Raw genomic sequence first — 26,943 nt, 5'->3', positions numbered from 1 at the left:
CATGTATGATTTCCTTAACTCAATACTAGTGCTACTCCAAGACTCTGCTCTCGGCGAGGCGGCACGCAGCACACCGTATCTCTACCCGGTGCTTGAAAGTCTCCATATTCTTGGAATCGTCGTCCTTGTTGGTCCAGCGTTCGCTTTTGACCTGCGGCTTCTAGGAATTGGCCGCCGCCTCATATCGGTTACAAAAGTTGCGCGCTATCTACTGCCTATCTCTCATATTGGCCTGACAATCGTCATTCTTACTGGGATTCCACTACTAAGTGCGCAGGCAGCCATAATTGCCGGCTCTGGTGCTGCACCATGGAAGCTTGGGCTACTCATCTTGGCAGCAATCAACATCGCAGTATTTCATAATGGCGTTTACCGTCGGGTTAATGCGTGGAACGATGCCGCCGTAGCCCCGATCGCTGCCTGCGTTGCAGCGGTAGTTTCACTGATTGTATGGACAGGCGTCATCTTCGCTGGTCGTTTGCTCGCCTATACCTAAAGCCGGTAGCTGCTCTAGAATCGAATTTTCGTAATTAAACCATAAGTAATCCAAGTGGACCTTCCTTCGGAACAATCAGCACGGTTATCACTAACAACGCTATTTTCCAAATCAATCCGTATAAATTCATCATGCTAAACTGCCCGTTAGTTTAATGAATCGAAGAGCAAGATACCGATTAGATATACGCCTAATCGGCAATAGGAACTTGTACCGATAAAACAAAAAAGCCGCTATAATAGCGACTTTCAAGGGGACCAAGTTCTTGTCCCTCGACCTCTATGAGCTTCACCTACACCTTAATGGCTCTCCAACACGCATCCAATGTCTGCCGAATCTGCTCCTCACCAAATGGATATTTTCCTCCCAAATATCCCCTTATCGAAGTAGCCACCATGCCTTTGATAAGATGACAGCAAAACATTGGATCCATTTCGCTGATGATGCCCTGCTTCTGCCCTTCCTCGATAATGGCAAAAATCTCAATCATCGCAGGATTCATCATATTTCTCACTTCTTCGTTGATGTAAGGAGAATCGCTGTATCCTTCCAAAAACAGGATTTCTTTGGGGAAGTTCAGCCCGTAATCCACCATGTGTCTCAGAATGCCTTTAGTTCGTTCATAGATAGTAAGCTTAGGATCATAGTCGGTCATGATCACCTCTCCCATGTGGATGAGTACACTTTTATAAAGCTCATTAACCAGCTCTTCTTTGTTATTATAATAATTATAGAAGGTGCTGGAGCCGACATTGGCTCGTTTGAAGATTTTCGGAAAAGTAACGGACTGTATGCCCTCCTCAATAATTAAATCCAACGTTGCAATCCTAATATCCTCTCGCTTACCCATGTTTACCCCTCCCTTTATGGAAAATATTTTCCGTTTGATTATAGTCGTGAGAAATACCGATGTCAATATTGGAATTTCTATTCCGTTAAATCAGTAAAAAATTGAATATTTTTATTTTTTATAAGAAAAACTAAGTGAAAAAGAATGTTTAATCTATATTATTGACAACAAACACCCTTAATACTTATAGTAAGGTTAGAAAAAATATTCTAATATTTAATTCGTAAGACATATAAAAATCAGGAGGTCAAATCAATGGTTAACTATAAAGACAAAGTCGCACTGGTTACAGGTGCCTCATCCGGCATAGGAGAAGCATACGCAAGAGAACTTGCCGCAAGAGGGAGTCATGTCATTGTGGTTGCACGCTCGAAGGATAAACTTGAGGTTCTCGCAAAGGATTTGAAAGCTACCTATGGAGTAAATACCTATGTTCTAGTCAGTGATCTTTCTATGCGGGGGGCTGCTGGAGAACTAGCCGAACAAGTTAAGGCGCTTGGGCTGAAGGTGAACATTTTGATAAACAATGCTGGATTCGGAACGGAGGGTCGGTTTGAAGAAACCTCTATGGAACGTTATCAGGAAATGGTTGATCTGAATATCACCTCACTCATGGATATGACTGCTCAGTTTTTACCCTACATGCAGCAACAGAAGGGTGGAATTATCGTTAATGTTTCTTCTTTTTTAGCTTTTTATCCATTCCCTTATATGGGGGCTTACGCCGCTACCAAAGCCTTTGTGCTATCCTTCTCAGAATCGCTCTGGGCGGAGAACCGGCACTTGGGAATTCGTGTGCTGGCGTTGTGTCCGGGAGCAACCCAAACCGGTTTTTTCGATACGGTCGATTCTACGAATTTGCCGATAAGCGTTACGGGTACTCCTCAGTCTGTTGTAAAGACTGCCTTTCGTGGACTTGAGAAGAATCGCATTTATGTGATAGACGGTATCGGCAATTACTGGATCTCCAACAGCGCCCGCTTTTTCACGCGTAAATTTATGGCTGTCCTCTCAGAGCGTCTTGGACGACCTGCATCGAAGAACTAAAAGCCTTTAATTTTGGAGAATCGTTTTTGGAATATATTATTACTGATAGTTAAACGACCATCAAAGAACAGATTAATCTAGTGCTGCATAATACTTAATGAAGCTTTAAGTGTATGTGATCAATGTTTAGAAGTACATCTAATCGGTAATCGGACTATGTTCTTGTCCTTGGCTAGGGACAAGAACTTGTACCGATAAAATAAAAAAAGCCGCTAAATTAGCGACTTTAATGGGAACATGTTCTTGTCCCCCGACATATCCTGCGCTAAATATCGTGATTCAGTCCCTTATTAATACTTTAATTGAATTGCTTGTTAAGATACGATTTTATTGATTTTGTTGGGTAGTTTCCACTACAAAGCAGAATGTCCCCATTATGTATACTACCCCGCACATCTTCATATTTGGAAACGATCATTTGAATTAACCCCTCCTTGTAAGATTAATTGTATTATCTTCACATATATACTTTTCAATACATTAAACGAAAGTTTATTCACAATCAATAAAGAGCAGTAATGCCCATCATCAGGCAGATTCCAATTGTCAGTCGTCTTCTCCATGACCGTTTCATCGCCTCACGTCACCCCAGTTAATTCGTATCATTGAAAAGCAACTTTGTCCAACTTTGTCATCGCTCCTCATAAAGTTACCGCTTGCTCGCTAAAATGGCTATCCTTCATTATTACCCTATATATCCAAAATTTGATATTCCCTTGCGCAGCACAGGATTTGCACATCCATGCAATAGATCAGGATCACTTTTCCAGATTGAACGGTAAGCAAAATAAAGAGATCGATCAAGCCCATTTCCGAAATCATAGGGTGTTTGACCAGTCGCTACTACATATATGGAATAAACTAATATCACTTCTTACTTGAACGTGTTCGATCTTTTTTATAAGGAGCGTCCAACAACGTGAAGGAGGAAACAGGAATGGCAATTCGCTACAGCGTCATTATTCCAACCTATAATCGGGCCCATCAGTTATCGCTTACACTGGCAGCCCTTGAGAGACAAACATATCCGAAGCACCTTTTCGAAGTCATCGTAGCTGATGATGGTTCCACTGATGGAACGAAAGAACAGGTCCAGGCATTCCAGTCTTCATATTCTTTGACCTACGTATCCCAAACGGAGCAACGTGGCAGGTCAGCGATTCGGAATTTGGGGCTTCGGCATGCCAAAGGTCTGTATGTTATCTTCTGTGATGCTGACTTTCTGGCATTACCCGAATTTATCCGAACAGTGCGTCAATATCATCGTAAAAATCCCAGAGCCGTCGTTTCGGGTTTTCCGCATTCTTTTGCCGATGCTTATACCCACTACTATCCAGACTTCTCTCCATCAGAAAAAGAACATTGCTGTTCGATCCTTACCCCTTCAAACTTATGGCATCCTGATTTTGATGCAGCGAATGAAATTATTCCACTGGTCACAACGGAAGATATCATTCATCAGACAGATGTATTGTCCAAAGTGATTTTCCCAACCAAAATACCGCCTGGTGTCAGCAAGCAATTTGCCAGCACCGATGTTGCTCCCTGGATGGTGCTTGTTACTCGGTGTGTATCCATCCGGCGTAACCTATTGAATCGGGTCGGTGGTTTCAATGAACGGTTTGTACTCTATGGGCTTGAAGACTGGGATCTGGGTTACAGGCTGCATCGTTTGAAAGTGCCCTTCTACTGTATGAAAGAGGTCGTAGGTTATCATCAGGAACATCCCACTCATTTCCGAGGGGAAGTGCTCAATACAGAGAATCTAAAAATCATGCTCGAAACCTATGGATTCAATGATTCCGCACTCAATTTATTCTGCGTTGTACCACCATCAGCTGATCTCGAAACCTACAAAAAAACGCTGCGAATCTTGCGCAGAGGCTTCCGGTCCAGAACAACACGTTCTTCCGCACGATTGTTAAAAAAAACATTACGGATTGCCGCCAAACACTTCGTGCTTCAAACAGATGTGGAAGCATATAAAAAATCTCTCGCAAGAATACAGAGAAAAGCAAAAGGCAGAAAAAGTCGGGTGGCTCGCGTTTTACAGGATATGGCGCAGAGGTCTGAAAAACTGGTGGAGTAGTTAGCTGTATCAATAACTTCGCCCATACTACTCCTGCTCCAATTGCATTCACTTTTTTTATACAACAAAAAGCCCCTATCTACATCTTTGTGGTAATATCCCCTTTAAATAGACTCTAAAAAAAACTTTCATGTTATCATGGGGGTTCAAGTGACACTTCAAGGGGATATTTTTATGGCAAAAAAAGAGCAAACATTTCAGACGTATACCGAAGAATTCAAATTGAATGCAGTTAAATCATATGTCGGAGGTTCTTCAAGTTACATGCATTAAGTCGGAAAATCAACCCCCCTTCGCAGATTTGATTAACGCTACGTCAGCTAATCTCTACAGAAATTTCCTGCAGGTCCCTTGAATGCGGTCTAACTCTTCCGGTAAGCAACCTTGTGAAAAGCATTGATATAACGAAACAGTGCCTCACCATCATCAGGCACATGCGTGCTTCTATCCAGTGGCAGCATCATTGCCTGATACGGCTCTGGCACCATTCTATATTGATGGACATAGGAGGTCAGGATGAACCCATTGCGTTGCCAGAACTGAATGCGTTCCCGATGAGCCTCCGTTGTCCCGGACTCCGCCTCGATAATCATACCTTTGATCCCGTGTTCCCTTAACGCCCAGGCTCTGAGCTGCTCCAGCATCCAGGTCCCTATGCCCAACCCGCGCAGCTTCTGTTCAACCGCGAGGTAATCGATGATCAGGATGAGGTCCGCAGCCTTCCCCTCCAGTCCAGTAACAGCCATCGCAACCACTTCTCCATGATGCACGCCCGTGTGTAAATAACCAATCCCCCGGTCCAGCATACTGCGCAGAATCGCTTTTGTCTTAGCGCCGCTTTGAAAAGCCTCATGATAGATCCGCTCCAACCGCGCCCACAATGCTTCATCCCACTCCTCTATAGTAGTAAACTCTAATTCCAGCATCTCATTCGCCTCCAGATTTTTATCATAACAAATCCCGCCTCTGCTATATACTTGTAAACTGTGTCAGCATCACTGTTTTGAATATTAGGTTTTAAGTGCATGTGATCGACGTTTAAATATATATCTAATCGGAAATAGGATCATGTTCTTGTCCATTTCGGCAATCGGTACAAGTTCTTGTCCTCAGCACGGGACACGAACTTGTACCGATAAAATAAAAAGCCGCTAAAATAGCGACTTCAATGGGAGCATATTCTTGTCCCTCGACAGTTTTCCGTACTCCCCGAATATCTGCAGCCATACCCCGAATCAAAGCCATAGTCGTCTCCCGCCTTCGGTGCCAAATCCGTGAGATCGATTACATATTTCTGGTCATAACCTTCCGAATAAAAGGTAATTACCGAATCTGTCGTTGGCGCAGCCACCGCAATCGTATCCAGCGTAATACTGCCCGCGAGCACCTTACCATGGTTATGATCCATATGGTTGCCCCTGATTTCGCTGCGTCCAACCGCGCTGAATAACTTGCTGCCCTCTTGTACGCCAAAATACTGTTCGAATGATTCATTGAGCTGCGTGTAACGTGCTGTCTGTTCTTCCAGTTGTTGCTGACCATACATTTGGCCAAGCAACGCTTGGCCTAAAGTGGATTGGATACGTGAATGATGAACTGTTCAGGATTACTTCATGCCCGTTTGCTTTTCCATTATCTCAGCTTCGTTTCCGAAAAGGTAGGGTAGAGTTGAAAGTTTGTAAGCGTTTTTTGAAGTTGATGTCTTGACAATCATACGGGCTTAACGTCACTCCAATGTAAATTGATTAATTCAGAAAAGGTGCAATGCTCTCCTCCAACGAAGTTATTGGTTTGCCCATCAATTGCTCAAGGTCCTTAGACGTAGATCCGGTATCAATACTGCTTAAAAAAGGATAGATCCAATGCTGTACCGACACATCCTCGATGTGCATGACAGGTTTATCCGCCAATGCTGTGAGCACCTCAGCCAGATCAGCAAAGTTCCAAGTCTTTGGCGCGGCCAACTCATATATCCTCTGCTCATGCCCTTTCTCTGCAAGCACGTTCGCAATGGCCCATGCAAGATCACTGCGTGTAACCGCATTAAAACGCCAATCTCCGGCTGAAGTTGTTAGCACGCCACTTTGTATCGCTTCCTGTAGTCCAAGGACATTCACAAAATCAATATACAGCCCATTGCGCAAAATCGTATACTTCATCCCCGAATCAAATATGACCTGCTCGGTAAGTCTATGCACGTTACTCGAACCTTTAAGACTCGTCTGTGGGAAAGCAAAACTGGTATAAAGGATATGTTCAACTCCAGAGTTCTTCGCCGTATTGATTACACTTGTATGTTGAGTTAGCCGGACTGTATCATCGGTATGTGAGCTGGAAATTAGCAGCAATTTACTCACACCGGCAAAGGCATTCTGTAGCGTTTCCGGCCTGTCATAGTCAATACAGCGAACCTCCCCACCCTGATCCTTTAAAGCTTTTAAAGTTTCGGACATCCCCCCATTACGGACACCTGCGATAATTTCTGTAGCGGGGACCCGGACTAGAAGATGTGCAATAATCAGATTGCCTAATTGTCCTGTGGCTCCTGTAATCATGATCGTCATCCTGCTTTTCCCTCCTGTAAATGAATTGCATCAAGTAGTTAAGTTATTAACTAAATGAACAGAATGATTCACTGGACTACAACACATTCCTCGCAGAACCAATCCCATCCCTTTCCAACACATGTCCTGCCTCAAAATTCACTGGTCTTAGTATCATTTTAAAGTGTATTAAGGATCAAGACCTGTTCAGCTTCTGTAACAGAACAATCAACTGATGCTGCTCCTGTTCATCCAACTTGCCCATTTGTAAAGCCACAGCTTCACGATTACCCGGCAGATGCTCCCTCAATAATGTATGTCCTGCATCGGTAATGGAAATCACCGTCTTGCGACCATCTTGGGCATGTTCAGCCCTCGCAATGTATCCATCACGCTCCAGCGGAGTCAGCAGCAAGCTAATGTTGGCCTTGGTGACACCGATTTTTTCGGCAAGCACTGAAGGCAGCATCGTTCCCCCATCTTTTGCAATCTCTACAAGTATGCGAATTCTTGCTCCATTCAGCCCTTGGGATTGCCAGTATTTCTCCGACACGGCCACCAGATTGGCAGTCGCCTCAACCATCGTAAAAAAAGCTTCATTGGGCAGTGGCAGACTAAGCAAATATTCTTGTAGCGAATCTCGTTTAGGATCAATTGGCAGTAAGTTCTCTTCTTGCAGATTATCCATGTGTTCTGTCATCTCCATTTAGTTAATAGCTTAACTATATAGGTAAAATAACTTACCCCATAGAAAATGTCAAATCATTATTTCTTTTCTATGAAAATCAAAACGCTCGCATGCTGGACTTCGTCGATTAAAGGTAGCCGTTTCCTTAAAATGACCCATAGATGCACGGCCTTTCGCTTTTTAAACATATTCATAATCAGCCATCCACCTTCTTAGGTAAAGCGTGGAATACTGTCAAAAAGAGATTGGATCCTGGCTTCATCCAGATCTGCCTGTAAACGATCCACCTCAACCTGAAGCTCAAAAATATAGAATTCGAACTGAGTATTGTCTTCAATAATTTGACTCTTGATGCCGAATATAATCCCTTTGGCCACTTTATCCGTCATGTAGATATAACCAGGAGTCGTATCCACCCCAAGAACAAAGTCTTCTGGTGTATAGATGAGATCCGCTAAGCTCTCTCTAGTGTACTAGATGCATCAAGTGTATCTGGAGTAGATGCACCACTACACAACAATAAGGCAACGCTTGTCACTACAGCAATGCCTAAAAATCCTCCTGCAGTTAAAGTTGCTCTCTCTCTTTTTGTTCATTAAAACTCCTCCTAATTCTTTGTGTCTTTAGGACTGCTACCCTAAAAACAACAGGAAATTAGTTGATTGGGACTCCGGAACATGTTCGTCCAATACGGTAATCGGTACAAGTTCTTGTCCTTGGCTTGGGACAGGAACTTGTACCGATTAAATAAAAAAGCCGCTAAAATAGCGACTTAAATCGGACCATGTTCTAGTCCCTCGACAATTTATGAGCTATCGTTTCCCGTTAATTTAGTGAATTATTACATAAGCCTGCCTCCACAAGCTTCTCGTCCAGTCTTGCCTTTTGGCGCAAATGATGCCTGCTGTGCATGCCAATCATCTCAAACCAATCACGGGCGTTAAGCCAGCCAAACCAGCCATGACGCACCTTGCAAGCCTGATTCGTTCCGCGAACGTGTTCCTCCCAGTATCTCATTTTTTTTAACACCTGCTCTAGACCTGCTATGATCTCTTCCTTACTATTGGGGTTACGGGTCCTGTTGACTGGTTCCTCAAGTTTCACACGGACATCGGGCCACACTTTTTCGATAAACGCCTTCGTTCCGACTTCAGTCTTGCCTCCATGTTTTTCTTGAGTCTCCAACGTACAAGTTTGAATATGATCGATGTACTCTTCTGCCACATCGATCACGTGAATATACATTTGTCCAATCGACCAAACGTCTTCCTGGAATTTATATCGCAACTGGTCTATCGTATATCCAGCCAGGTTTCGCTTATATTGCTCGATAATAGCCACGGAATCATTTTTTAACATAAGGTTTTCACCCCATCACATAATAGTCGTTAAAGCACCTGCGCTATCTCCCAAATATGCCCGTCAGGGTCGGCAAAACAAGCCGTCCGCCGCCCCCAAGGACGCGTTATTGGCCCATTTAACAATGTAACCCCCCGTATTTCCAACTCGTTGCATACCCGGTCAACGTCGGGCACTTGGATTGTAAACAGGAACCTTGCACCATCCTCGACACGACCAAACTGAGCCGGATCAATCAATTCTCGTGCATTTGATTGATTTAAGAGGTTTATGCATGTGTTTCCGTAATCAAATACTGCACAGTTTTCGTCTTCGTATTGGATTGATAGTTGAAACGACTCTTGGTAAAACGTCTTCGACCGCTGCAGATCTTCCACAAATAATGTGATTTCGGTAATTTTATTCACCCAGCCAGTTATCCCCATCTACATCCGCTCCTATCATTTATTAGGAAACTCTCGAATCATTCCGGTCGTTTGCTTGTTCGTTCCTTCTACTCTACATCCAGTAACTCAATTTCGCTTGGTTGAGACTTTCTGTATGCAATATGTGTTTCGACGTTCTTATTCAACTAACCTGCCCATTAGTTTAATGAATCGAGGAGCAAGATGCCGATTAGATATACGCCTAATCGGCAATCGGACTATGTTCTTGTCCATTTCGGCAATCGGTACAAGTTCTTTTCCTTGGCTCGGGACACAAACTTGTACCGATAAAATAAAAAAGCCGCTCCTCCACTGCGCCTTCTATATCCGTCCGAACCATATCATGCGCTAACAACCTTCCCGGAACAGGTCCAGAGACGGTTTGTACATCATACAGATCTTCCATGTCATCTCTGTAATAATTGCCGCTATAGTCACACCAATGAATTTCATATTTAACCCTTGCAGGAATTATATTCGCACGTCACTTTGCGACCACTCCGAGATGAACCTGACCAATCTCGGTGAACGAGATCAAATCACTCGTTTTCCATAACAAATTGCAGCCTCTACTCTCATGATCAGCACTGCCATCAGCGTTGATACGAACGGCCACTACACCAAAAGTTCGATCAGCGGCGGCGTACCTTCATTTTTCAGTGTAACAATGGTCGGATATATTAATGCACCCGCGCTCGTAAGCGCAACGTTTTATAACGATCATGTATGTTGTCGATCCACTCATAGGATACCTCATCCGCTTGCAGGTATGTTTTAATGGCACCAACATCCAGATGCAAAGAGCGATTGTTGACATTCCTTTGATATGACCTACGAATACAATACCGCACACCTTGCCGGCGTGAGTTTCAACACTCATACTGCGTAGAAGCTGCCGGGCTTTTTGGTGAGAAGCGGGGAAATCCTACAATTCTTCAGAATAAAAAGCTTTAGATACGGATTCCGTAGCTTTATCAATAAAAGCTGCAATTTTACTGGGGCTTTCCTTCAGACCACTACTCACCCACTTTTTAATAATAGCTATACTGCCATGAGCGGTGAACGTATACCAGGACTCAAATAATTGTGGATCAAAATATTTTAATTCCGTCTTCCACCGTTCAATAGTTAAATCGTGACTGATATAAAGGATTCGTTCTAATAATTCTTTATCGCCATGCTCTGAGAACAGAACCTCACATATCGTTTTATTCGCTTTTATATACTTACATAATTCATAAGATAGCGTTTGAGGATTTGAAGAACTCATCCCAACTTGCTTAATGTCTTCGTAAAGATCATTTTCCATCGTTGAAAGAAGCTCAAACTGATTAGCATAGTGTGTATAAAAGGTGTTGCGATTAATCCCTGCTTCTCTGCAAATGTCGGTCACTGTAACTTTATTGATAGACCGTTCTGTCAAAAGCTTCAACAGGCTTTCTTTGATAACCATTTTTGTATATCTCACTCTGTGATCTGTTTTTTTGTCTGCCATAATATCCTCCCAATTTAAAATAATGAACAAATCTAAGGTGGTTTGTATGATAACTAACATATCTCAATCGAACAGCCTGTTGTTTAAGTAACACAGTGAAATTATAATTTATTTGAACGTTCAATTCTATTTTTAAACTTAAATGGAGGTAAAATATGGGTGATATAACTGTAGTACCTGTATGGATAATTCAAGATATTATAGTCTTAATTGCTGCTGTTCTAATGGTTTTCTATATCCTTGATAAGGAAACACATCCCAAAACGGTTCTACTGCAGTTTATAGGTTTTGTGTTTTTTTACGCAGCCGTTTTTGAAATTACTGCTTCATCGCTTGGGGAAGGTTTTTACGCCTATGGGCGGAGTATTTTAATGTTATTTAATATACCGATTACTGTCCCTATTATTGAGTTTCTGATCATTTATTCCACTTTGCGTGTTCTAAAGTCTGTAAATATACCGTCCTGGACTAAACCATTTATTACGGGATTGAGCGCTATGGTTTTTGACTTTTCACTGGACCCGGTGGCTGTCAAACAGATATTTCAGACTACAGATGGACTTATGGCAAGATGGACTTATTATCCGCTAGCCGGTGAGCCTCAAATCTATGGGGAACCTGTGATGAATTTTACAGGATGGATTTATATAGCGGGATATTGGACCGTCTTTATTCTAATTGGAGAATGGTGGCATAAAAAGAAAGGCTACAGTAAATCAATTGGTTATATCTATCCGTTTCTGGCGGCCATTCTGTCATTAGCCTGTATGTTCTCACCTTTATCTAACTTCCTTAATTATATGGGACCGTTCTTCGAAAGAACCTCTAATATGCAATGGGTGATGTTGATTACACTTTCTGTAATTACAATCGGAATTTTAGCATTAGCTTTTATAAAGTTTTGGGACCGGAAGGTTAATTATTCAATCACTCCCAAAAAAGATTTTCCTATCATGTTTACTTTCGTGGGGTTCCCCCTAGTCAATACTATATTTTGCATTATAGGTGGTTACACGGAAGTGTTGTGGCTGGTCGTTCTGGCTCAGATCTTATTATTGCTAGGCTGGATTGGAATTTACATTATGGGTAAAAAAGCAAGTCCAATCAAGAAATAACCATAAACCCAAGCATTGAGGCAAAGACACACTTTCATTAATATTCCTTTTCGGCATTTTTATTTTGGTGCTTCTTGCTTACATGAAAAGAAATAGACCGCCCACCCTAAGGTAACAGTCTATTCCGACCACCACCTAGCGGCCGACTGCTCTTTATGTAGTTAATGTACACTGGAGTCGTGTTACAGCACGGCTCCTTACTTATTCTTACCTCTGTATAACAGATACTATAACGGTTTATAGAATTATTTCTTTTCGATTATTTTAATTGGATTCATTGTTTACATAGGGATATGATACAGATTCAGATTCTTACCATAATAAACGTATTAACAAGCTAAAGACCCGCCTGATCCGCAAGGATCCGGCAGGTCTTTTATTGGCCGAATGATATTTGAATATCTATAAATCGCTTTGCGAGATTCGAGCTTCCGATTGCTTTGTAGACGACCCAAAGGTCCTTAAGCTCACTTTGCAATCTTACTTGGACAAGCCGTACGCTTTTCGGATCAGCGAGAAATATTCGTCCGCCTTAACCACCTGGAACTCGGCTCCAAGAGATTCCGTAATCGCCAGCACATCCGATGGGGTCATGCTCCATGCATTAATCCCAACCGAAATAAACGTTGGAGATTTGCCATCCCATTCGGTCTTGGTACGATTCAAAATATCGTTACCATCCTGCACCGTTGAGATGCCTCGCAGAATGGAGACCGGAAAGCTGTCATTCATGATTTGAACATTGGCTTTGTCCTCCCCTGCGAGGAACAGGCCTGGAAGTTTATAGTTCTTCTCATACGCAGCTGCAATCGAATCACTCAGCGGAACGTCTTTTCCAAGTTCACGATTGAGTACAAAAGGGTACGACATGTTTGTTTTCTTCAGATAAGAGAAGGTTTGTTTCAGATACTCCGGGAATGTGTCTGTTGGCCAGACATTTGGATTGAAGTAACCCACTCCGGATGGGCCTGCAACTAGCTGATCATTTGGTGTCGCCGTTGAACGGTAATAGTTTAGAATGGCAGGCGCTGCATCGTAGAGTAACGGACTGGAAGTCCAGTTGATAGGCACTTTACCCCGAGCGGGATCAGCCCACAGGTTGCGCATATGATTCTGATCGTATTGCAGGTTGTCACCTTCGCCAAAGGTATAGGTTACATAGATTTTGTTCTCCAGCTTGGATTTTACCGGTTTGGGAGCAGGCTGTTGTTTTACGTTTGTTCCTGAAAATACGGTCATGTTATGGAACCAGTCGGAAGGAACAACATAGACACCATGGCGAGATGTGAGTTCTATGCCAGCAACTTCGCCTTCAAAATCATTGTCGAACCAACCCAGATAAGGTGTCCCTGGTTTTACATCGGACAGAATCTTCTCAAATAGCGCCTTTTCCTCTGGCACACTGGTAGACAACCAGAACACCATGGCTTTGTTCGCTACAGCATAATCGCGGAGATATCCATAAGGTTCCTTTTCTTCAGACGAGAGTGGTTGAACATTGCTCGCAGATACCTTGTATTGGTTCCACATCTCGATCGATACGGTTAGTTGCTTTGTGTCCGCTGCAGGCTTAAATTCGTATACAAAGTAGTTTCCATTATCTGCGAAGCGGTGATCGCTTCCAGGCAAAAATTTGGAATTATGTCGGTCATAGAGAAACGCTTCTTCCTCAGAAGAACCCGTTTTGAAATCCGCAATAATCTGTCCATCTGCTTTCACCGTCACTTGATGAACGGCAGGCCCCCAGCCATCCTGAGGAAAGGCATCATTAAAGCGGAGGTAGACCGCTTCTTTTCCCAAATAGGATGACAAGTCATAGTCATAGGTCTTCCTGTTGCTTGCATCACGAATCTGTTCCTTCTCGACTCCAACCGTTTGGAATGAATCAAAATTTCCGGACGGAATCGGGATGGAGGTGTCTGGACTCAATCCGACCAACATTCGTTGAGTGGTCTGGCTCCAGAGATGCTCATACTGCCAGTTGTATGCATCAATACGATTCTTGAACTTGCCCTGCAAGTCTTCGATTACCGACAGATGATACGGTGCAGCAGTCAATTGTTGAGCCAGTTCAGGACTGGCAACAACAGCATTTTTGAGTCCGGCAAGTGTCGTTGCCACATTAATGGAGTCCGGCAGCTGCGGATCATATACGATAATGCCTTTGATCTCTTTCGCATATTTCTTGAGAACATCCATTACGTTGTCATGCTGCTTGTAAGGGACGTTCAAGTCCTGCAGCCAAGGGTCTACTTTATTCTGTTGAATGTAGATTCGCGGCTTTTCTCGATTGATTACCCCTTCAAGCGTCGTCAAAAGCAATTTGATATCGCCAGATTCCTCATATACATTCGCCACATCCAAACGTTCTACTTTGTTGAAAGTTGGAAGCGCTTGATTTTGCGGCCACTTCAAAGAGTTGGTATGCTTCAACTCATCTGTGGCAGCAATTGCACTAGCCGATAACACGGTTGTACAGACCAGGGCAACACACAAAACGGTTAATTTACGAATCATAAAGTTCATATCTCCTTTTAAGAGGTTGTTCAAAAAGTCAAATTTTGATCACGAGGTAACTCGAGAAGCGGATTCGACATCGAATCTTGAATTCAGCCGGGCCTTCCGTTGCTCACGTAGGTTCTCAAGCACATGCTTTCGAAGCCGTTTTCTCCAAAAACGTGTAGCTCCGCTACTCCGTCCCTAGCTTCATCCAACTCCAGCGTTTTGAAAAAACGCACTTCGGAAGCATAAGCTTCGGTGCTGAAAAACTGACTTTTTGAACACGCATTTTTAATGTTTTTTATGATTTGTTGTGATGTTGCGTCTGTGATGTTCTTCGCGTTCGTCGGATCAACCTCACCTGTCCATTAATTCCTGAGGTCAGCGCTGACTTTCCATACAAATTCTCCAGTGTATTTGCGGCATGTAAGTTCATTTCATTCAATCCTTCTTGAATATATAGCGTTATGTTCCATTGATAAGGCGGCCATAAACGAATACCTGCTTCAATATCATTCACATATAGGCTTGCTGTCTCCCTTATATCTTCGGCTACCAGCCATAGCTCCTCATTTGCAGCTAAGTTTACGTTAGACAGATCAACCTGCTGCGAGTAGACACCCGTACCTGAATAATAAGGATAGCCAGCAGTATTCCAACTTCCACCCCATTGTTTCACATCGGTATTTAACGTCGTATCGTTTTCTATCGCGAACGGACCAATCAGAAATGCTGGGAATGAAATAGCAGGCATCGGCTCCAATAACGAAACCGTCAGAATTTCCAGCTCATTCTCACCAGCCAACAAATGTGGAGTGATATCTACACTGTCATAATCACCATCCTGCCACGAAGAGCGTCTTAACGCTTCCTGACGTACCCCATTGACGAATATTTCCAGATTACGCCTACGCTGCAAAAATCCGATATGGGATGGAATGTTCTGATCTACATCATCCAGAAGCAATTCCATCCTGCCCCATGATTCTTCTCCCGCCTTACCAGAACGATCCAAACCACACCGGGATTGAAGCCGTTCAATCAATTTTGGCGTCATGCCAAACGTCGTGCGATACGTATTTACTTGCCCGGGCATGGTCGCGTTCATCCTGGAATGTCGGTCATTCAACGTGACATGCCATTGATCTAGCAGAAGAACGTTGGGGCCTGCGGTCCTGAACTCCCACTGCTCATCCAGAATGACCTCTACCACATTCATGGAAAAAGATTTATCTCCCAGGCACGCTTGCTCTGTATACTCCGCATGATCCGTACGTTCTTGCGGAAAAGAGGAGCTCTCTTGGGGGCTTACCGACAGCACACGCAGCTCTCCGGGTACGAATGAAAGGAACGATTCAGCGTCAATGCTGCATACGCTTCCACTCTCCAACTCCCACTCTTCCAAGCCACCTTTCTTTTCATCGCAAATGAGCTTAATGGTCACGGAGTGCTCCGACCAATTCATCAGCCATACATACACCAGATTTCCAATTCTGCGTTCGACGCTAATCAAATCGTCAGACTGACCTTCAATCCAATCCCATCGTATTACCGGTGGTTCTCTGATCAACTCCCCTAATTGAATACAAAACGCTTCGAGTTGATCCAGACGCTGACTCTGACCGCCTTGATGAACAGCGTCATCCATGGAATAAAAGAGGCTGTGACCCTTGCCAACAGCACGTAATTTTCCGTGCGGCGGATCGGAACCAAACAGCTGCTGGATATCCTTCAACAACACCGGATCATGCCGCAAAGATTCACTATGCTGCGGAATCGTACCTATCGCAATTAACGTGCCGCCCTGGTTAACAAAGGATACAAGCCTAGCTGCAACATCCCTTGACATCACCTCTATCTCCGGCATAACGAGGATCGAATATCCATGGCCATCAAATTGCAAACCCTCTCCTTCAACAAGGAGCGCTTCGCGAAGCTGGCATTCATCCACATAGTCGTAGTCGATAGATGATCGCAGCAAGCGATCTGACAAAAGCGAGAACAGCACATCTGATGAAGGCTGCATGTTTGCTTCGCCTGATGTGAACATGGTTTCATATACCGTATGGATAGGCGATAACAGCAGAACTTCCGGCGTTCGTTTTCCTTTTGCTCCAAGCAGACTCAATCGCCCTATATAATCGGCAAAAGCACGATAATGCAGCCAATGGGGTGCATGTTTGAATTCAGTCGGTGGAAAGTCGGTCTTCCGATACCCGGCAAACGAATAATAGAATGCATGCGGAATAAACAGATTAACTCCCAAGAAAGCCATAAAATTGGCATCAAGTCGCCGCTGGCGCATGGAATAACCATGACCACTTGCACCAAAGGCTTCACAGATCACCCGTTCCTTCCTGTTCAGCTGCGCGACAGAAGCCGCCGTCTTGACGGACACAATGCGATGCGGATTCGCCTTTGACCCGATGCCGGGAGTGAGATAATCCACGCCTGAATAGTGGAATTGCTGCAATACCCGGGTCTGATTGCCTTGAGATCGAGCCTGCCCCCAGACAGGCTCCTCCAGCGTATGACCGATGTAGAGCAGACCGGATTGTTCACACCATGTACGAATCGCTGCATGATATCCATCCACGTACCAGCGGGTGATCGTATCATAATATTGCTGTCTTGCGGATCGGCTGCCGTCTGCCATGGGATACAACAATGCCCCCAACCGCGGGATTAGATCATACCCGTTCTCTTGCTGATATCGTTCAGCCATTCCCTCGGTCCAAGCGAAGACGAGCCCAGGCAACGTAGCATCCACATCATGAACGGCGGTTCGGATGGCCTCCACCCCGACGAAGCCATCGTGAATCATAAGACCCGGCTCGTCAGTAAACACCCCTTGAATGGTTGATCCGTAATAGGGCTTTAATGCCAGAAACGGTTCATAAGACATCCGAATGAAAGACTGAACCGCTTCCGGATTCAATGTATCCAGATAATACCCTTTAGCGAAGGTGATTCCCTCAGCAATCTCACATGACCAGCAAGCGAGAACAATATAAGAATCATGGGCGTGACCCGGACTCCACTCCTCTCCCCAACAATGCGTGATATTTTCCGGTTCATCATGAAGCAACCACTCTCCATTGCGGTTAACCGCGCGATAGGCCAGGATGGCAATCAGCTCATTGTGATCATGGGAGGCAAAATCCAGCTTCAAGCTTTCCTGCGGCGCATCTCGCACATATCGCTTTTCCTCTATTCTCAAATAACGCATGCGATATTCCGGTTGTTCCCGTGTCAGTCTGCCGCCCAAGGTTCCGCTCGGCCAATTCTCCTCATCGTACAGCCAGACGACCATATTCCGTTTCTTGCATTCTGCTGTGCAAAACTCCAGCACATCCATAAATTCCGGCGAGAGATATGGGATTAGCATTCCGTGCCGGGCATGCAGAACCACACCGCCGACACCCGCTTCATACATGGATTGAATCTGACTCTCCAGTTCGGTCTTCTCCAGCGCATGATTCAGAAACCAGAAAGGCTGCGGACGATACGTTGCATCCGGATTCGCAAATTGCTGCTTGAGCTGCTGTAAATGATCACAGACTTCCTATGCGCCTGCCTTCATATTCACCACCTGCCTTCACACCCATTTAGTCTGTAGGCTGTTGCATGAGTAATTGGATAAAGAAGCCGCCGACCACAGAACGATTCTGAAAATTCATCTGTTTAGCGGTGATCGTGTCATACCAATCCGTTACGGGAACACGAGACGAAGTTTCATTCATGAAATCCCACAGCGGTGAAATGAAAGACTCAAACTGCGCTTTCGTTGAACTCATGGAGGCACACCATACCATCCAATCGGATTTGGTATACGTTTCACGGCTATCCAGCGGCAGGCCATAGCGGTTTTGTTTGTTCATGTAATATTCAAGTTCCTTGGCGGCGATCTCTTTCGGGAACAGGTGCAGGTCGAGCAGATGATCCCACACCAGATTGTACTTCATGCTCCATGACTCGGTTGGACTGTCAAACGTCAGCTTATAATGGTCCCCGGCATCTGCCATGGACACCCACTCCTGAGCCATGTTCCGAGCTTCCTCCAGGTACTTCGCCCCTTCCTGCAAACCGAGCTTTTCACACAGGTAGGAATACGCAGCAATACCCAATATGGCCTTGATCGATAAATTGGTATTGTGCGCCAGATGCCCGGCGAAGTCATCCGTGCACAGCTGGTTTACAGGATCGAGTCCATTGTGCAGCAAATAATCTGCCCATCGCGTAAGAGGTTCCCAATGCTGCCGAGCAAATTCGATATCTCCCTCATATTTGCTGACCGCCGCAGCCATCAGTAGCATATTGCCGCATTCCTCAATCGGCATCTGGTATTCCAGCTTATTCTCTCCATACACCTGACCGTTGGCCCTAGGGTAGGTTCCTACATCATGAGGAGCAAAATCAAACGTCCAATCCGGGCTCATCGCATACTTGTAAATTGGACGCATCATGCCCTTGATCAGTTCAGGGTTGTATCTCAGGAATAATGGGATCGAAGGGTAGCTGACATCCACCGTAGCGATACATCCATTGCTGAAATTCTCTTTGGAGAAAAATAGAACATTCCCCTCCTCATCGGCAACCAGCTTATGCGCTGCAATCGCCTGTCTGTAGGTTAGCGCCACAATATCCCGGTATTTCTCACCGCCTGCGGCCTGACTCTCTGCCATGAGTTCAAGATTAAAGCTGTCACAGCGCTGCTGAATCTCTTCGTATTGTTGAGCTGCCAGTAATAGCATTTCATGAAACGTTAATCCATTTCTTTTCCAATAGGCATGTAAAGGCTGTTGAAAATATTCAATCGCACGGATATCGTCATACGCAAGCATGAGAAATTCGGATATCGGTTCGTCCCGGACAGCCCCCAGATCGATCTCGGCGGCCATAACCGGCATGTTGTCCGATACAGCTCGCGGCTGAGGATGATCATCTTCGATCGGCAATTGTCCAGTGCGTGCATACTGCTCACGGCCTGTTACTGAATGAATCGCCGTCTGGATATCGGAAGATTGGGGAACAGCCAGAACCATATATCCCCAATCGATTCGTGTATCATCACCGGCAAGCTGTAATACGGGCTGATCCACAGTTCCCATGGACATGACATTCAATGGCCCCTCAATCACATGGCGTTCCCATGTAATGTGTTGGTCGGATGTGTTTACACACCATTCACCTGTCACGTCAAAATATATTTTGACTTGATGGGATGCCCCATCGATGGATTTGGCCTGAAAAGTCAAATACGTCACCGGCCTGGATAACAGGTCCAGATCATCCAGCAATAAAGGTGAATTGAACTGAACATGAAGTTCAATTCCTTCCCCTTGAAACGTATATCGAGTCGTTACGGGCTGGACAGTCAGGTTGGTCTGCACCAGCACTTCAGGTTCCTGGACAGCTGTACGCTCCTCCGATCCCACTTTCCCCATAAATCGTCGAAGCTTTCCATCGATCACCGCCAAGCCCACCATGCCATTCGTTTTGTTCGTCCAATGCCGGGTATGATCTTCATACAGATGGTCCGCGGCTGACCATACGCTAAAATAAGGGTCCACAGTAACCAGAGGTACGGAAGGCGGTCTGAACTCAGTCGTCATATGAATGCAACTCCTTTAATTTAAAATTAAGAATATGGGGGTGATCAGTTCGGCATCTGAACGGTAACTACGTCTTTCCCTTTCAAGTTTTCGTTCGTAAACTGCATGGCTTGATCATATCCGGTCTTTCGAAGCTGCTCGCGAAGCTCGTTGATAATGCCCAACGCCGCTTCATCCGATTTCGCAAAGATTGCTTCCTTCCAGGCATCACCCATCCGGTCCATGGAAGGCTTCAGCATCTCCCATTCCGGTGCTTTGGTCATCACATCGCCCGGGTTATAGGCTGTAATGACATGAATGCCATTAGGGCGCAGAATTTTTCTGGCTTGTTCCATGGCATCAAGCCGTTTCTGATCGGCCCAGATATCTCCGCCTGCGACCGAATTGATTCGATCAGGCCCCGTGATGGATTCCAGACCAATGGAAATGCCTTCGTTCTTGCGAACTTTACCCGATTGATCTGCCGTAAATTTATCGAACCACTCCTTATTGGCAACAGGTTTACCCTCCTTCATATCCCAATGAACGCCCTGCACTCCGTATCTTGCCAGCATAAATCCTTCATCGGAGGCCATGTAATCGAGGAACTTCAGCGCCGCATCTACACATGCGCCCTTGCAGTTTTTGGTGATCGCTGTTACGTTGTTGCCCTGAATGCCCAGATCCGCAGGGCGATTCGGTTCAACATCTGCACGCTCCAAAGGGCCGATCGGGATGTAATCGCTTCCAGGGTGTGAAGTAACATATTCTTTGGAGGCATCCAGAATGGCCGGATAGTGTGCGGCCAGAATGGCGATGCGGCCCTGATTGATTTTCTCCTTGGCGATCGGGTCAGTCTGGGTGAATGCTTCAGGGTCCATTAACCCTTCTTCAACCAGTTTCCGATAGAACAGGGTGTATTCTTCATAACCTTTGGTGAAAAAGTTATGCTCTACCGTTCCGTCACCTTTGTCAACATAACTGCCACCCGAATTGAACATGGTATTGCCGATGCCGACGGACCAGCCGTTGCTGAAACCACCTAATGGAAAGACCGGCTGCCCGTTCTCTTGCAGATTGGCATCCTTGATTGCTTTGAGGAAGTTATAGAATTCCTCCTTTGTCACGACCGATTGAGGGTCTATACCGACCTTATCCGCGATATCCTTGCGAACATAGAAGCCGTACAGCCAATCCATGCCATCTTCATTCTGGGCAGGCTGGTTTTGCAGGAGCAGATATTTTTTGCCGTCATAGGCATTAATCGCTTTTTCGTAGAGCGCTGGGGGTACATTTTCTTCAGCAATGGATTTCGCAAGATTAGGGTAGTCCCCCAATTTGTCGGAAATATCGACGAGCTGCCCTTCTTTGGCCGCCTTGATAATGCCATCCAGCTCACCTCCCCATGCGGGTCCGGTATAGATATCCGGCAGATCCTGCGTGGCAAATATCTGGTTTACCTTCTCCGTCTCACTGCCTTTGGTATACTCCCAATCCAGCGTGACGCCAGTCTTCTCCTTGATGACTTCTTCCACAGGCGTTATTCCGTTATCCGAACCACCCGAACCGTTCCAGTTGTGCAATATTTTGAGTTTGTATGAACCATCAGCTGCTTCTCCGCTATTCCCGTTTCCTGATGAATCCGTGCATCCGCTCAACGATCCTCCAACCAAGATGGACACGAGTAATACGGATACGCCTTTCGACCAAATTCGGTTCAAACCAATCGCCTCCTGAAATATGATGATGAATGATCTGGGTCAAGCCTGATAAAACTCAGCAAATTCCAGGTTAGGATCACCTAACCTTTCACCGAACCGATCATCACTCCTTTTACGAAATATCGTTGCAGGAACGGGTAGATACACAGGATCGGGAAGACCGTAATGACGAGCAAAGCCATACGCAGGGATTCGGGTGTCGCACCCGCTCCGCCTGAACTGCCAATCGTCTGCCCGCCCTGTTGTGCTGCGCGCTGCATCGAATTGGACAGCGACTCCGCTTCGGTCAGCATCTCCTGCAAGAGGGTTTGCACCGGAATCAGATCCTTGTTGGACACATAGTAGGCACCCGAGAACCAGTCATTCCAGTGGGCGACCCCAATGAAGAGGGAGATCGTTGCCAGTACGGGTCCCGAGAGAGGCAGAATGATGCGAATGAAGATTTGAAAATCCCCATACCCGTCAATGTGGGCTGATTCCTCCAGCTCTTCCGGAATTCCTTGCAGAAAGGTCCGGATAATGATGATATGCATGAAGTTGAATAACAGCGGCAAGACGTACACCCAGAACGTATTGATCAGATGCAGCTTCTGAAGCGTAATAAAGAACGGGATGAATCCGGCACTGAAAATCGTAGGCAAAAAGATGTAAAAGGTGAAAAATGAGCGGCCCGGCAATGATTTCTTCGAGAGCGCGTAAGCCATCAGTGTACACAGAATCACATGAAGGAACGTACCCAGCACGGTTCGCATGATGGTGATCTGATACGCCTTCCAGATGCGCGCGTTATCAAATACCTGGGCATAGTTCTCCAGTGTAAATTGTCGTGGAAGGAAATAGATCGCGCCCTGCATGGAATCCTTGCCGTCATTCAGCGAGTACGCCAGAATGTAAATAAACGGGTAGATCATGGAGAATCCGACCAAAGCGAGAATGGTATAGTTTATAACGGAAAATAAGGACCATTTACGTGTCATCACATCACCTCCTTAGAACAGGGATACATCACTGACTTTGCGGGCAATCCGGTTGACCGTTAGCACCAAAATCAGCCCAATTACACTCTGGAACAGCCCCACAGCTGCCGCGTAACTTAGACGCCCTTCCCGGATACCCGAGTTAATGGCGTGCACGTCGAGTACACTGCCCATGCCAGCGGTCGCAGGTCCATTCAGGAGAAGCAGCTGCTCATAACCCGCGCTCATCAAGTTACCCACGGCGAGAATAAATAATATAATGGCGACATTACGGATACCCGGCAGGGTCACATGCCACATCTGTTGGAAACGCCCTGCACCATCGATCTTGGCAGCTTCATATTGCTGCTGGTCAATTCCGGCAATCGCAGCCATGAATATGATGGAGTTCCAGCCGATGTTCTTCCAAATATCCGATCCAACAATCATCTGATAGAACCAGGTGGGATTGTTCAGGAATTGGATCGGCTCGGTTCCGAACGACCCCAGCAAATCATTCACTGGCCCGCCGTATGGCGTGAGCAATCTCTGCATCAGGGTGACAACCACAATCCAGGATACAAAGTAGGGTAAATAGGAAAGTGTCTGAACGGTTTTCTTGAACCTGATCATGCGTATTTCGTTTAAAAGAATGGCAAGAATGATTGGCATCGGAAAGCCGATTAACAGCTTCATAAGACTGATAATCACCGTGTTGCGGATGATATCACCGGATTGATAATAGTTAAAGAACTGTTGAAAATACTTGAAGCCTGCCCAGGGACTTCCGGTAAAACCGCCAACGAAGGTATAGTCCCTGAAGGCAACCTGAATTCCATATAAGGGAACATAAGAGAATAGGAAGAACCAGATGATGCCAGGTAACATGAACAAGTAAAAGAGCTTATGCTTCCAGATTCGCTTCATTAACACACTGTTCTTAATCACATTCCCAACGCTCCTTTCCCTTAACCTACCCTTTCAATCGCAGCGAGATGATCTCGAATGGTGTGAAGGATACAACTACGTCAGATTGATTGTGCAGCTCCAGCGATGAAATGTTATTCTCCATGAGATCCACTTCCCAGACTTCTTCAGCATTCCAACCGATTGACAGTTTCGTTTTGACCCGGGTTCCCGAGGTCTCATACAGACGGACGATAATGTCATTGCTGTCCTCGGCTTTTTTGATTGACTCCACCATGATGTGCGGATGATCCGGCTGCAGGAACGCTTTCGTGTAAGGTAGCTTTTCCTCTTCTACATCCATTGAAGGTGCAGACAAGGAACTCAGGCGCAGCGGAATATTGAGTTCATTGCCTCTTCGATAAATTTCAGCCTGAACATGGTTCCCCTGATGCGGATATAACGAATAGGTGAATTGGTGCTCTGCACGATCCGCCACCGGATCCGGGTAGGAACTGCTGCGCAGCAAATGAAGGTCAAGCACATTGTTAATGGCTCGATGCCCGTATTTGCAATCGTTGATTAAGGCGACTCCGTAATCCGGTTCTGATATATCCACCCATTGGTGAGCGCAAATCTCATCCTTGGCAAAGTCCCACATCGTATTGCGGTGAGTCGGTCTGCTCAGGCTGCCAAACTGGATTTCACAGTGAACCTGATCGGTACGAATCTGCACCGGGAACGAAGTGCGTAACATTTTACCGTTTTCCTGCCAATCCACGACCGTTTCAAAATCAATACGCCGACTGCCCTCAGTTAAAATAACGGTTTGGGTTAGAGACGATTCTCCGTAGATGTAATCAAAAACCAGCCCAACTTTCGGACCATCCCGAACCTCACGGATATCATTCAGAATTAATGGCATCCCCACTTGCGCTGAATAATCATGGCGGAAATCCCAGGCATCGCCTTCATCATGATATACGCGAAGGTCGTTCCCCCGCTGTCCTTGCAGGATGATTTCACGGGACTCCAGTTTATCGAGGATTGAGGTGATGCCGCCATTGGGGTCAAATTTCACGATGAGAATGTCATTCTCCATACTGTACTCCTTGGCTGTGTCACGGAAATCTGTTTCCAGCGCAGCAACATCCGTTTCAATACCAGTTGCGATCTCCCCCATGACCTCCTGATCTTCATGATCAGATACCACGGTGTAGCCCATGGATGGAACCTGCACCTTATGCCATCGTCCATGGATGTGCAGCCATTCCTGACGTTCCCACGGTAGTGAGTTGAATACCACAGTTGAATTGGAGCTTTCCTCTTGGGAAGAGATGTAATCTGTAATATAGCTGTAGGTTTCGGTGATCATGCCTTCCGTCTGCTGGAGCAATGCTTCATACCGTATTAACGACTCATCATATACTCGCTTAATCGAAGATCCGGGGAGGATATCATGGAACTGGTACAGAAGCACTTCCTTCCAGATCGTCTCCAATGCTTCCGCCGGATAAGACTTGCCCATGCGGGCCGCCAGTACAGCAGCAAATTCCAGCTCGCGCAGAGCTTTCTCCATCTTGCGGTTATACCACTTGCTCCGTGCCTGACTGGTCAGGGTTCCTTGGTGCTTTTCGAGATACAACTCCCCACGCCAGGTCTGGAATCGCTCTCTTTCTTCATTCAATCGTTCAAAAAATTTCCAGGAAGGTTCCTGCACAACAGGCGCCAGACCGAGCAGGTTCTTCTCCCGCTCCAACCGTTCCAAATGCTCTTCTCCCGGCCCGCCGCCGCCGTCTCCAATGCCGAAGAGCATCAATGCGTGGCTGGAAACATTTTTGTCCAGATACTCCCGCTCTGCTTTGGCAATGGAACGTGGAGCGGCCGGACTGTTGTACGTATCCTCAGGTGGCATATGTGTTAACACCGATGAACCGTCGATTCCTTCCCACAGAAAGGAATGGTGAGGATGGCGGTTGTACTCACTCCAGGAGAGCTTCTGGGTCATCATGTAATCTACACCGGATTTCTTCAACAACTGCGGCAAGCTTGCGGAGTAGCCAAACACATCTGGCATCCACAGCGACTTCATCTCCATTCCAAATTCCTGTTGGAAATAACGTTTGCCGTACAGAATCTGGCGTACAAGAGATTCACCGCCTGGCACATTGGTATCCGACTCGACCCACATGGCCCCTTGCGGTTCCCATCTGCCTTCCTGCACCCGTTCCTTGATCTGGTCATACAGCTTGGGATAGTGCTGCTTCATCCAATCGTATAGCTGAGGCTGACTCGCTCCGAACACATAATCGGGATAACGTTCCATCATGCGAAGCACCGTGGAGAATGTTCTTGCGCCCTTGCGGATCGTTTCGCGAATTGGCCATAACCAGGCCAAATCAATATGGGCATGCCCAACCGCACTTATGTTCAGCACAGGATCGCCGCCACGACGTGATAATTGTTCGTTCAATAATAGTTTGGCGCGATGTATGCGGTCAGGCGTTAATTCCGTCAATACTATGGAAGCGTCATACAGGGATTGAAGAATCCTTTCTCTGCGCGCCATGTTGACAGGAAGGTGTTCTGCCGTCTCCAGAAGCACTTCGGTGTCGTAATACAAGCTTCGTATATCTTCACGACAATGTGCCAAAATCGCTTCTTTTACCGTACCGCCCTGGTATTTGCCAAATAAGTCGTTATTGCCAGCATCAGCCCACAGTTCGAATGCTCCGTCCGTCACCGTTATCGACGAATGGTCCAGTTCAACAACTCTTTTCCCAGGGAGACCCAGTGTGAATTCAAATTCTGAATTAATTGTTGTCAAACCCTGTACAGGTGTTCCTTCCTGATCTACCAGACAGAGTTCGCCGTTCACGTCCAGCAGAAGAACAGCCTTGGCGTCACTACCGGACGGTGGGATGCTCCCTGTAAAACAAAACCAGGCACAATCCCATAACTTCCCCCAACGCTCGCCCTGTGAAAGAGTGATTTGCTGACCTGACATTCTTTCCTCGAATGGAACAGGCTCCGGGGTAACCCATGCCGTCACATTCAACTGGGCAATGGGCTCATATATGGCTTCACGGAGTTTGGACAGCATTTGATTCAAATGTCCGAGTCTAATCGGTTCATATGGCATAATTGTTGTGTTCTCTCC

At 45.8% G+C, this 26,943-nt stretch carries 20 protein-coding genes and 1 pseudogene; 5 read left to right on the top strand and 16 right to left on the bottom strand.

Annotation, left to right across the window (positions count from 1 at the left end):
• Window position 1 precedes the first annotated feature (1 nt).
• Window positions 2-496, top strand: a complete 495-nt coding sequence (locus tag AB4111_RS11340) for a hypothetical protein (protein WP_442031686.1) — start codon at window positions 2-4, stop codon at window positions 494-496.
• A 292-nt stretch (window positions 497-788) separates the two neighbouring features.
• Here AB4111_RS11340 and AB4111_RS11335 read toward each other — a convergent pair whose 3' ends face one another.
• Window positions 789-1,346 carry a TetR/AcrR family transcriptional regulator gene (locus AB4111_RS11335; protein WP_442031685.1) on the bottom strand — a complete coding sequence of 186 codons (558 nt, stop codon included), beginning with the start codon at window positions 1,344-1,346 and terminating at the stop codon, window positions 789-791.
• A gap of 255 nt (window positions 1,347-1,601) precedes the next feature.
• Between AB4111_RS11335 and AB4111_RS11330 the strand changes: the two genes are divergently transcribed.
• Together AB4111_RS11330 and AB4111_RS11325 are read left to right on the top strand one after the other, a co-directional pair.
• Entirely contained in the window at window positions 1,602-2,393 is a 792-nt protein-coding gene (locus tag AB4111_RS11330; RefSeq protein ID WP_442031684.1) for an SDR family NAD(P)-dependent oxidoreductase, read from the top strand.
• A 937-nt stretch (window positions 2,394-3,330) separates the two neighbouring features.
• A complete protein-coding gene (locus AB4111_RS11325; protein WP_442031683.1) occupies window positions 3,331-4,482 on the top strand; it encodes a glycosyltransferase family 2 protein in 1,152 nt (383 codons plus the stop codon).
• Between the two features lie 362 nt (window positions 4,483-4,844).
• Here the strand turns inward: AB4111_RS11325 and AB4111_RS11320 are convergent, their stop codons facing one another.
• The 8 genes from AB4111_RS11320 to AB4111_RS11285 form a co-directional block, all read right to left on the bottom strand.
• Entirely contained in the window at window positions 4,845-5,408 is a 564-nt protein-coding gene (locus AB4111_RS11320) for a GNAT family N-acetyltransferase (RefSeq protein ID WP_442031682.1), read from the bottom strand.
• A gap of 239 nt (window positions 5,409-5,647) precedes the next feature.
• The gene (locus AB4111_RS11315; protein WP_442031681.1) at window positions 5,648-6,028 is read right to left on the bottom strand and encodes a galactokinase family protein; all 381 of its coding nucleotides are present in this window, start codon (window positions 6,026-6,028) and stop codon (window positions 5,648-5,650) included.
• Between the two features lie 199 nt (window positions 6,029-6,227).
• Window positions 6,228-7,046 carry an SDR family oxidoreductase gene (locus AB4111_RS11310; RefSeq protein WP_442031680.1) on the bottom strand — a complete coding sequence of 273 codons (819 nt, stop codon included), beginning with the start codon at window positions 7,044-7,046 and terminating at the stop codon, window positions 6,228-6,230.
• Window positions 7,047-7,221: 175 nt separating this feature from the next.
• Window positions 7,222-7,713, bottom strand: a complete 492-nt coding sequence (locus tag AB4111_RS11305) for a MarR family winged helix-turn-helix transcriptional regulator (RefSeq protein ID WP_442031679.1) — start codon at window positions 7,711-7,713, stop codon at window positions 7,222-7,224.
• A gap of 212 nt (window positions 7,714-7,925) precedes the next feature.
• Window positions 7,926-8,129, bottom strand: coding sequence for a hypothetical protein (locus AB4111_RS11300; RefSeq protein WP_442031678.1), 204 nt, complete (start codon window positions 8,127-8,129; stop codon window positions 7,926-7,928).
• Between the two features lie 409 nt (window positions 8,130-8,538).
• Window positions 8,539-9,072, bottom strand: a complete 534-nt coding sequence (locus AB4111_RS11295) for a DinB family protein (protein ID WP_442031677.1) — start codon at window positions 9,070-9,072, stop codon at window positions 8,539-8,541.
• A gap of 29 nt (window positions 9,073-9,101) precedes the next feature.
• Entirely contained in the window at window positions 9,102-9,497 is a 396-nt protein-coding gene (locus tag AB4111_RS11290) for a VOC family protein (RefSeq protein WP_442031676.1), read from the bottom strand.
• Window positions 9,498-10,422: 925 nt separating this feature from the next.
• Window positions 10,423-10,992: a TetR/AcrR family transcriptional regulator gene (locus AB4111_RS11285; protein WP_197997660.1), complete on the bottom strand. Its 570-nt coding sequence runs from the start codon at window positions 10,990-10,992 to the stop codon at window positions 10,423-10,425.
• Between the two features lie 155 nt (window positions 10,993-11,147).
• Between AB4111_RS11285 and AB4111_RS11280 the strand changes: the two genes are divergently transcribed.
• Complete coding sequence (locus AB4111_RS11280) at window positions 11,148-12,107, top strand: carotenoid biosynthesis protein (protein ID WP_442031675.1); 960 nt, start codon at window positions 11,148-11,150, stop codon at window positions 12,105-12,107.
• Window positions 12,108-12,132: 25 nt separating this feature from the next.
• Window positions 12,133-12,222 (top strand): annotated as a pseudogene (locus AB4111_RS11275) (putative holin-like toxin); the annotation flags it as partial.
• A 365-nt stretch (window positions 12,223-12,587) separates the two neighbouring features.
• Here AB4111_RS11275 and AB4111_RS11270 read toward each other — a convergent pair.
• The 7 genes from AB4111_RS11270 to AB4111_RS11240 form a co-directional block, all read right to left on the bottom strand.
• Window positions 12,588-14,624, bottom strand: a complete 2,037-nt coding sequence (locus AB4111_RS11270; RefSeq protein ID WP_442031674.1) for a GxGYxYP domain-containing protein — start codon at window positions 14,622-14,624, stop codon at window positions 12,588-12,590.
• A 283-nt stretch (window positions 14,625-14,907) separates the two neighbouring features.
• A complete protein-coding gene (locus AB4111_RS11265) occupies window positions 14,908-18,042 on the bottom strand; it encodes a glycosyl hydrolase (RefSeq protein ID WP_442031673.1) in 3,135 nt (1,044 codons plus the stop codon).
• A 172-nt stretch (window positions 18,043-18,214) separates the two neighbouring features.
• A complete protein-coding gene (locus AB4111_RS11260; protein ID WP_442031672.1) occupies window positions 18,215-20,221 on the bottom strand; it encodes a glutaminase domain-containing protein in 2,007 nt (668 codons plus the stop codon).
• A 44-nt stretch (window positions 20,222-20,265) separates the two neighbouring features.
• Window positions 20,266-21,921, bottom strand: a complete 1,656-nt coding sequence (locus AB4111_RS11255; RefSeq protein ID WP_253436652.1) for an extracellular solute-binding protein — start codon at window positions 21,919-21,921, stop codon at window positions 20,266-20,268.
• 80 nt (window positions 21,922-22,001) lie between these two features.
• The gene (locus tag AB4111_RS11250; RefSeq protein WP_091020055.1) at window positions 22,002-22,898 is read right to left on the bottom strand and encodes a carbohydrate ABC transporter permease; all 897 of its coding nucleotides are present in this window, start codon (window positions 22,896-22,898) and stop codon (window positions 22,002-22,004) included.
• Between the two features lie 12 nt (window positions 22,899-22,910).
• Window positions 22,911-23,825, bottom strand: coding sequence for an ABC transporter permease (locus AB4111_RS11245; protein ID WP_442031671.1), 915 nt, complete (start codon window positions 23,823-23,825; stop codon window positions 22,911-22,913).
• 25 nt (window positions 23,826-23,850) lie between these two features.
• Window positions 23,851-26,925, bottom strand: a complete 3,075-nt coding sequence (locus tag AB4111_RS11240) for an alpha-mannosidase (protein ID WP_442031670.1) — start codon at window positions 26,923-26,925, stop codon at window positions 23,851-23,853.
• Window positions 26,926-26,943: the final 18 nt, after the last annotated feature.

The organism is Paenibacillus sp. 2KB_22, assembly GCF_052115745.1.
In the GTDB taxonomy this organism is placed as follows: Bacteria; Bacillota; Bacilli; order Paenibacillales; family Paenibacillaceae; genus Paenibacillus.
The sequence above is the reverse complement of the archived record's forward strand: the minus strand, read 5'-3'. Positions and strand labels throughout refer to the sequence as shown.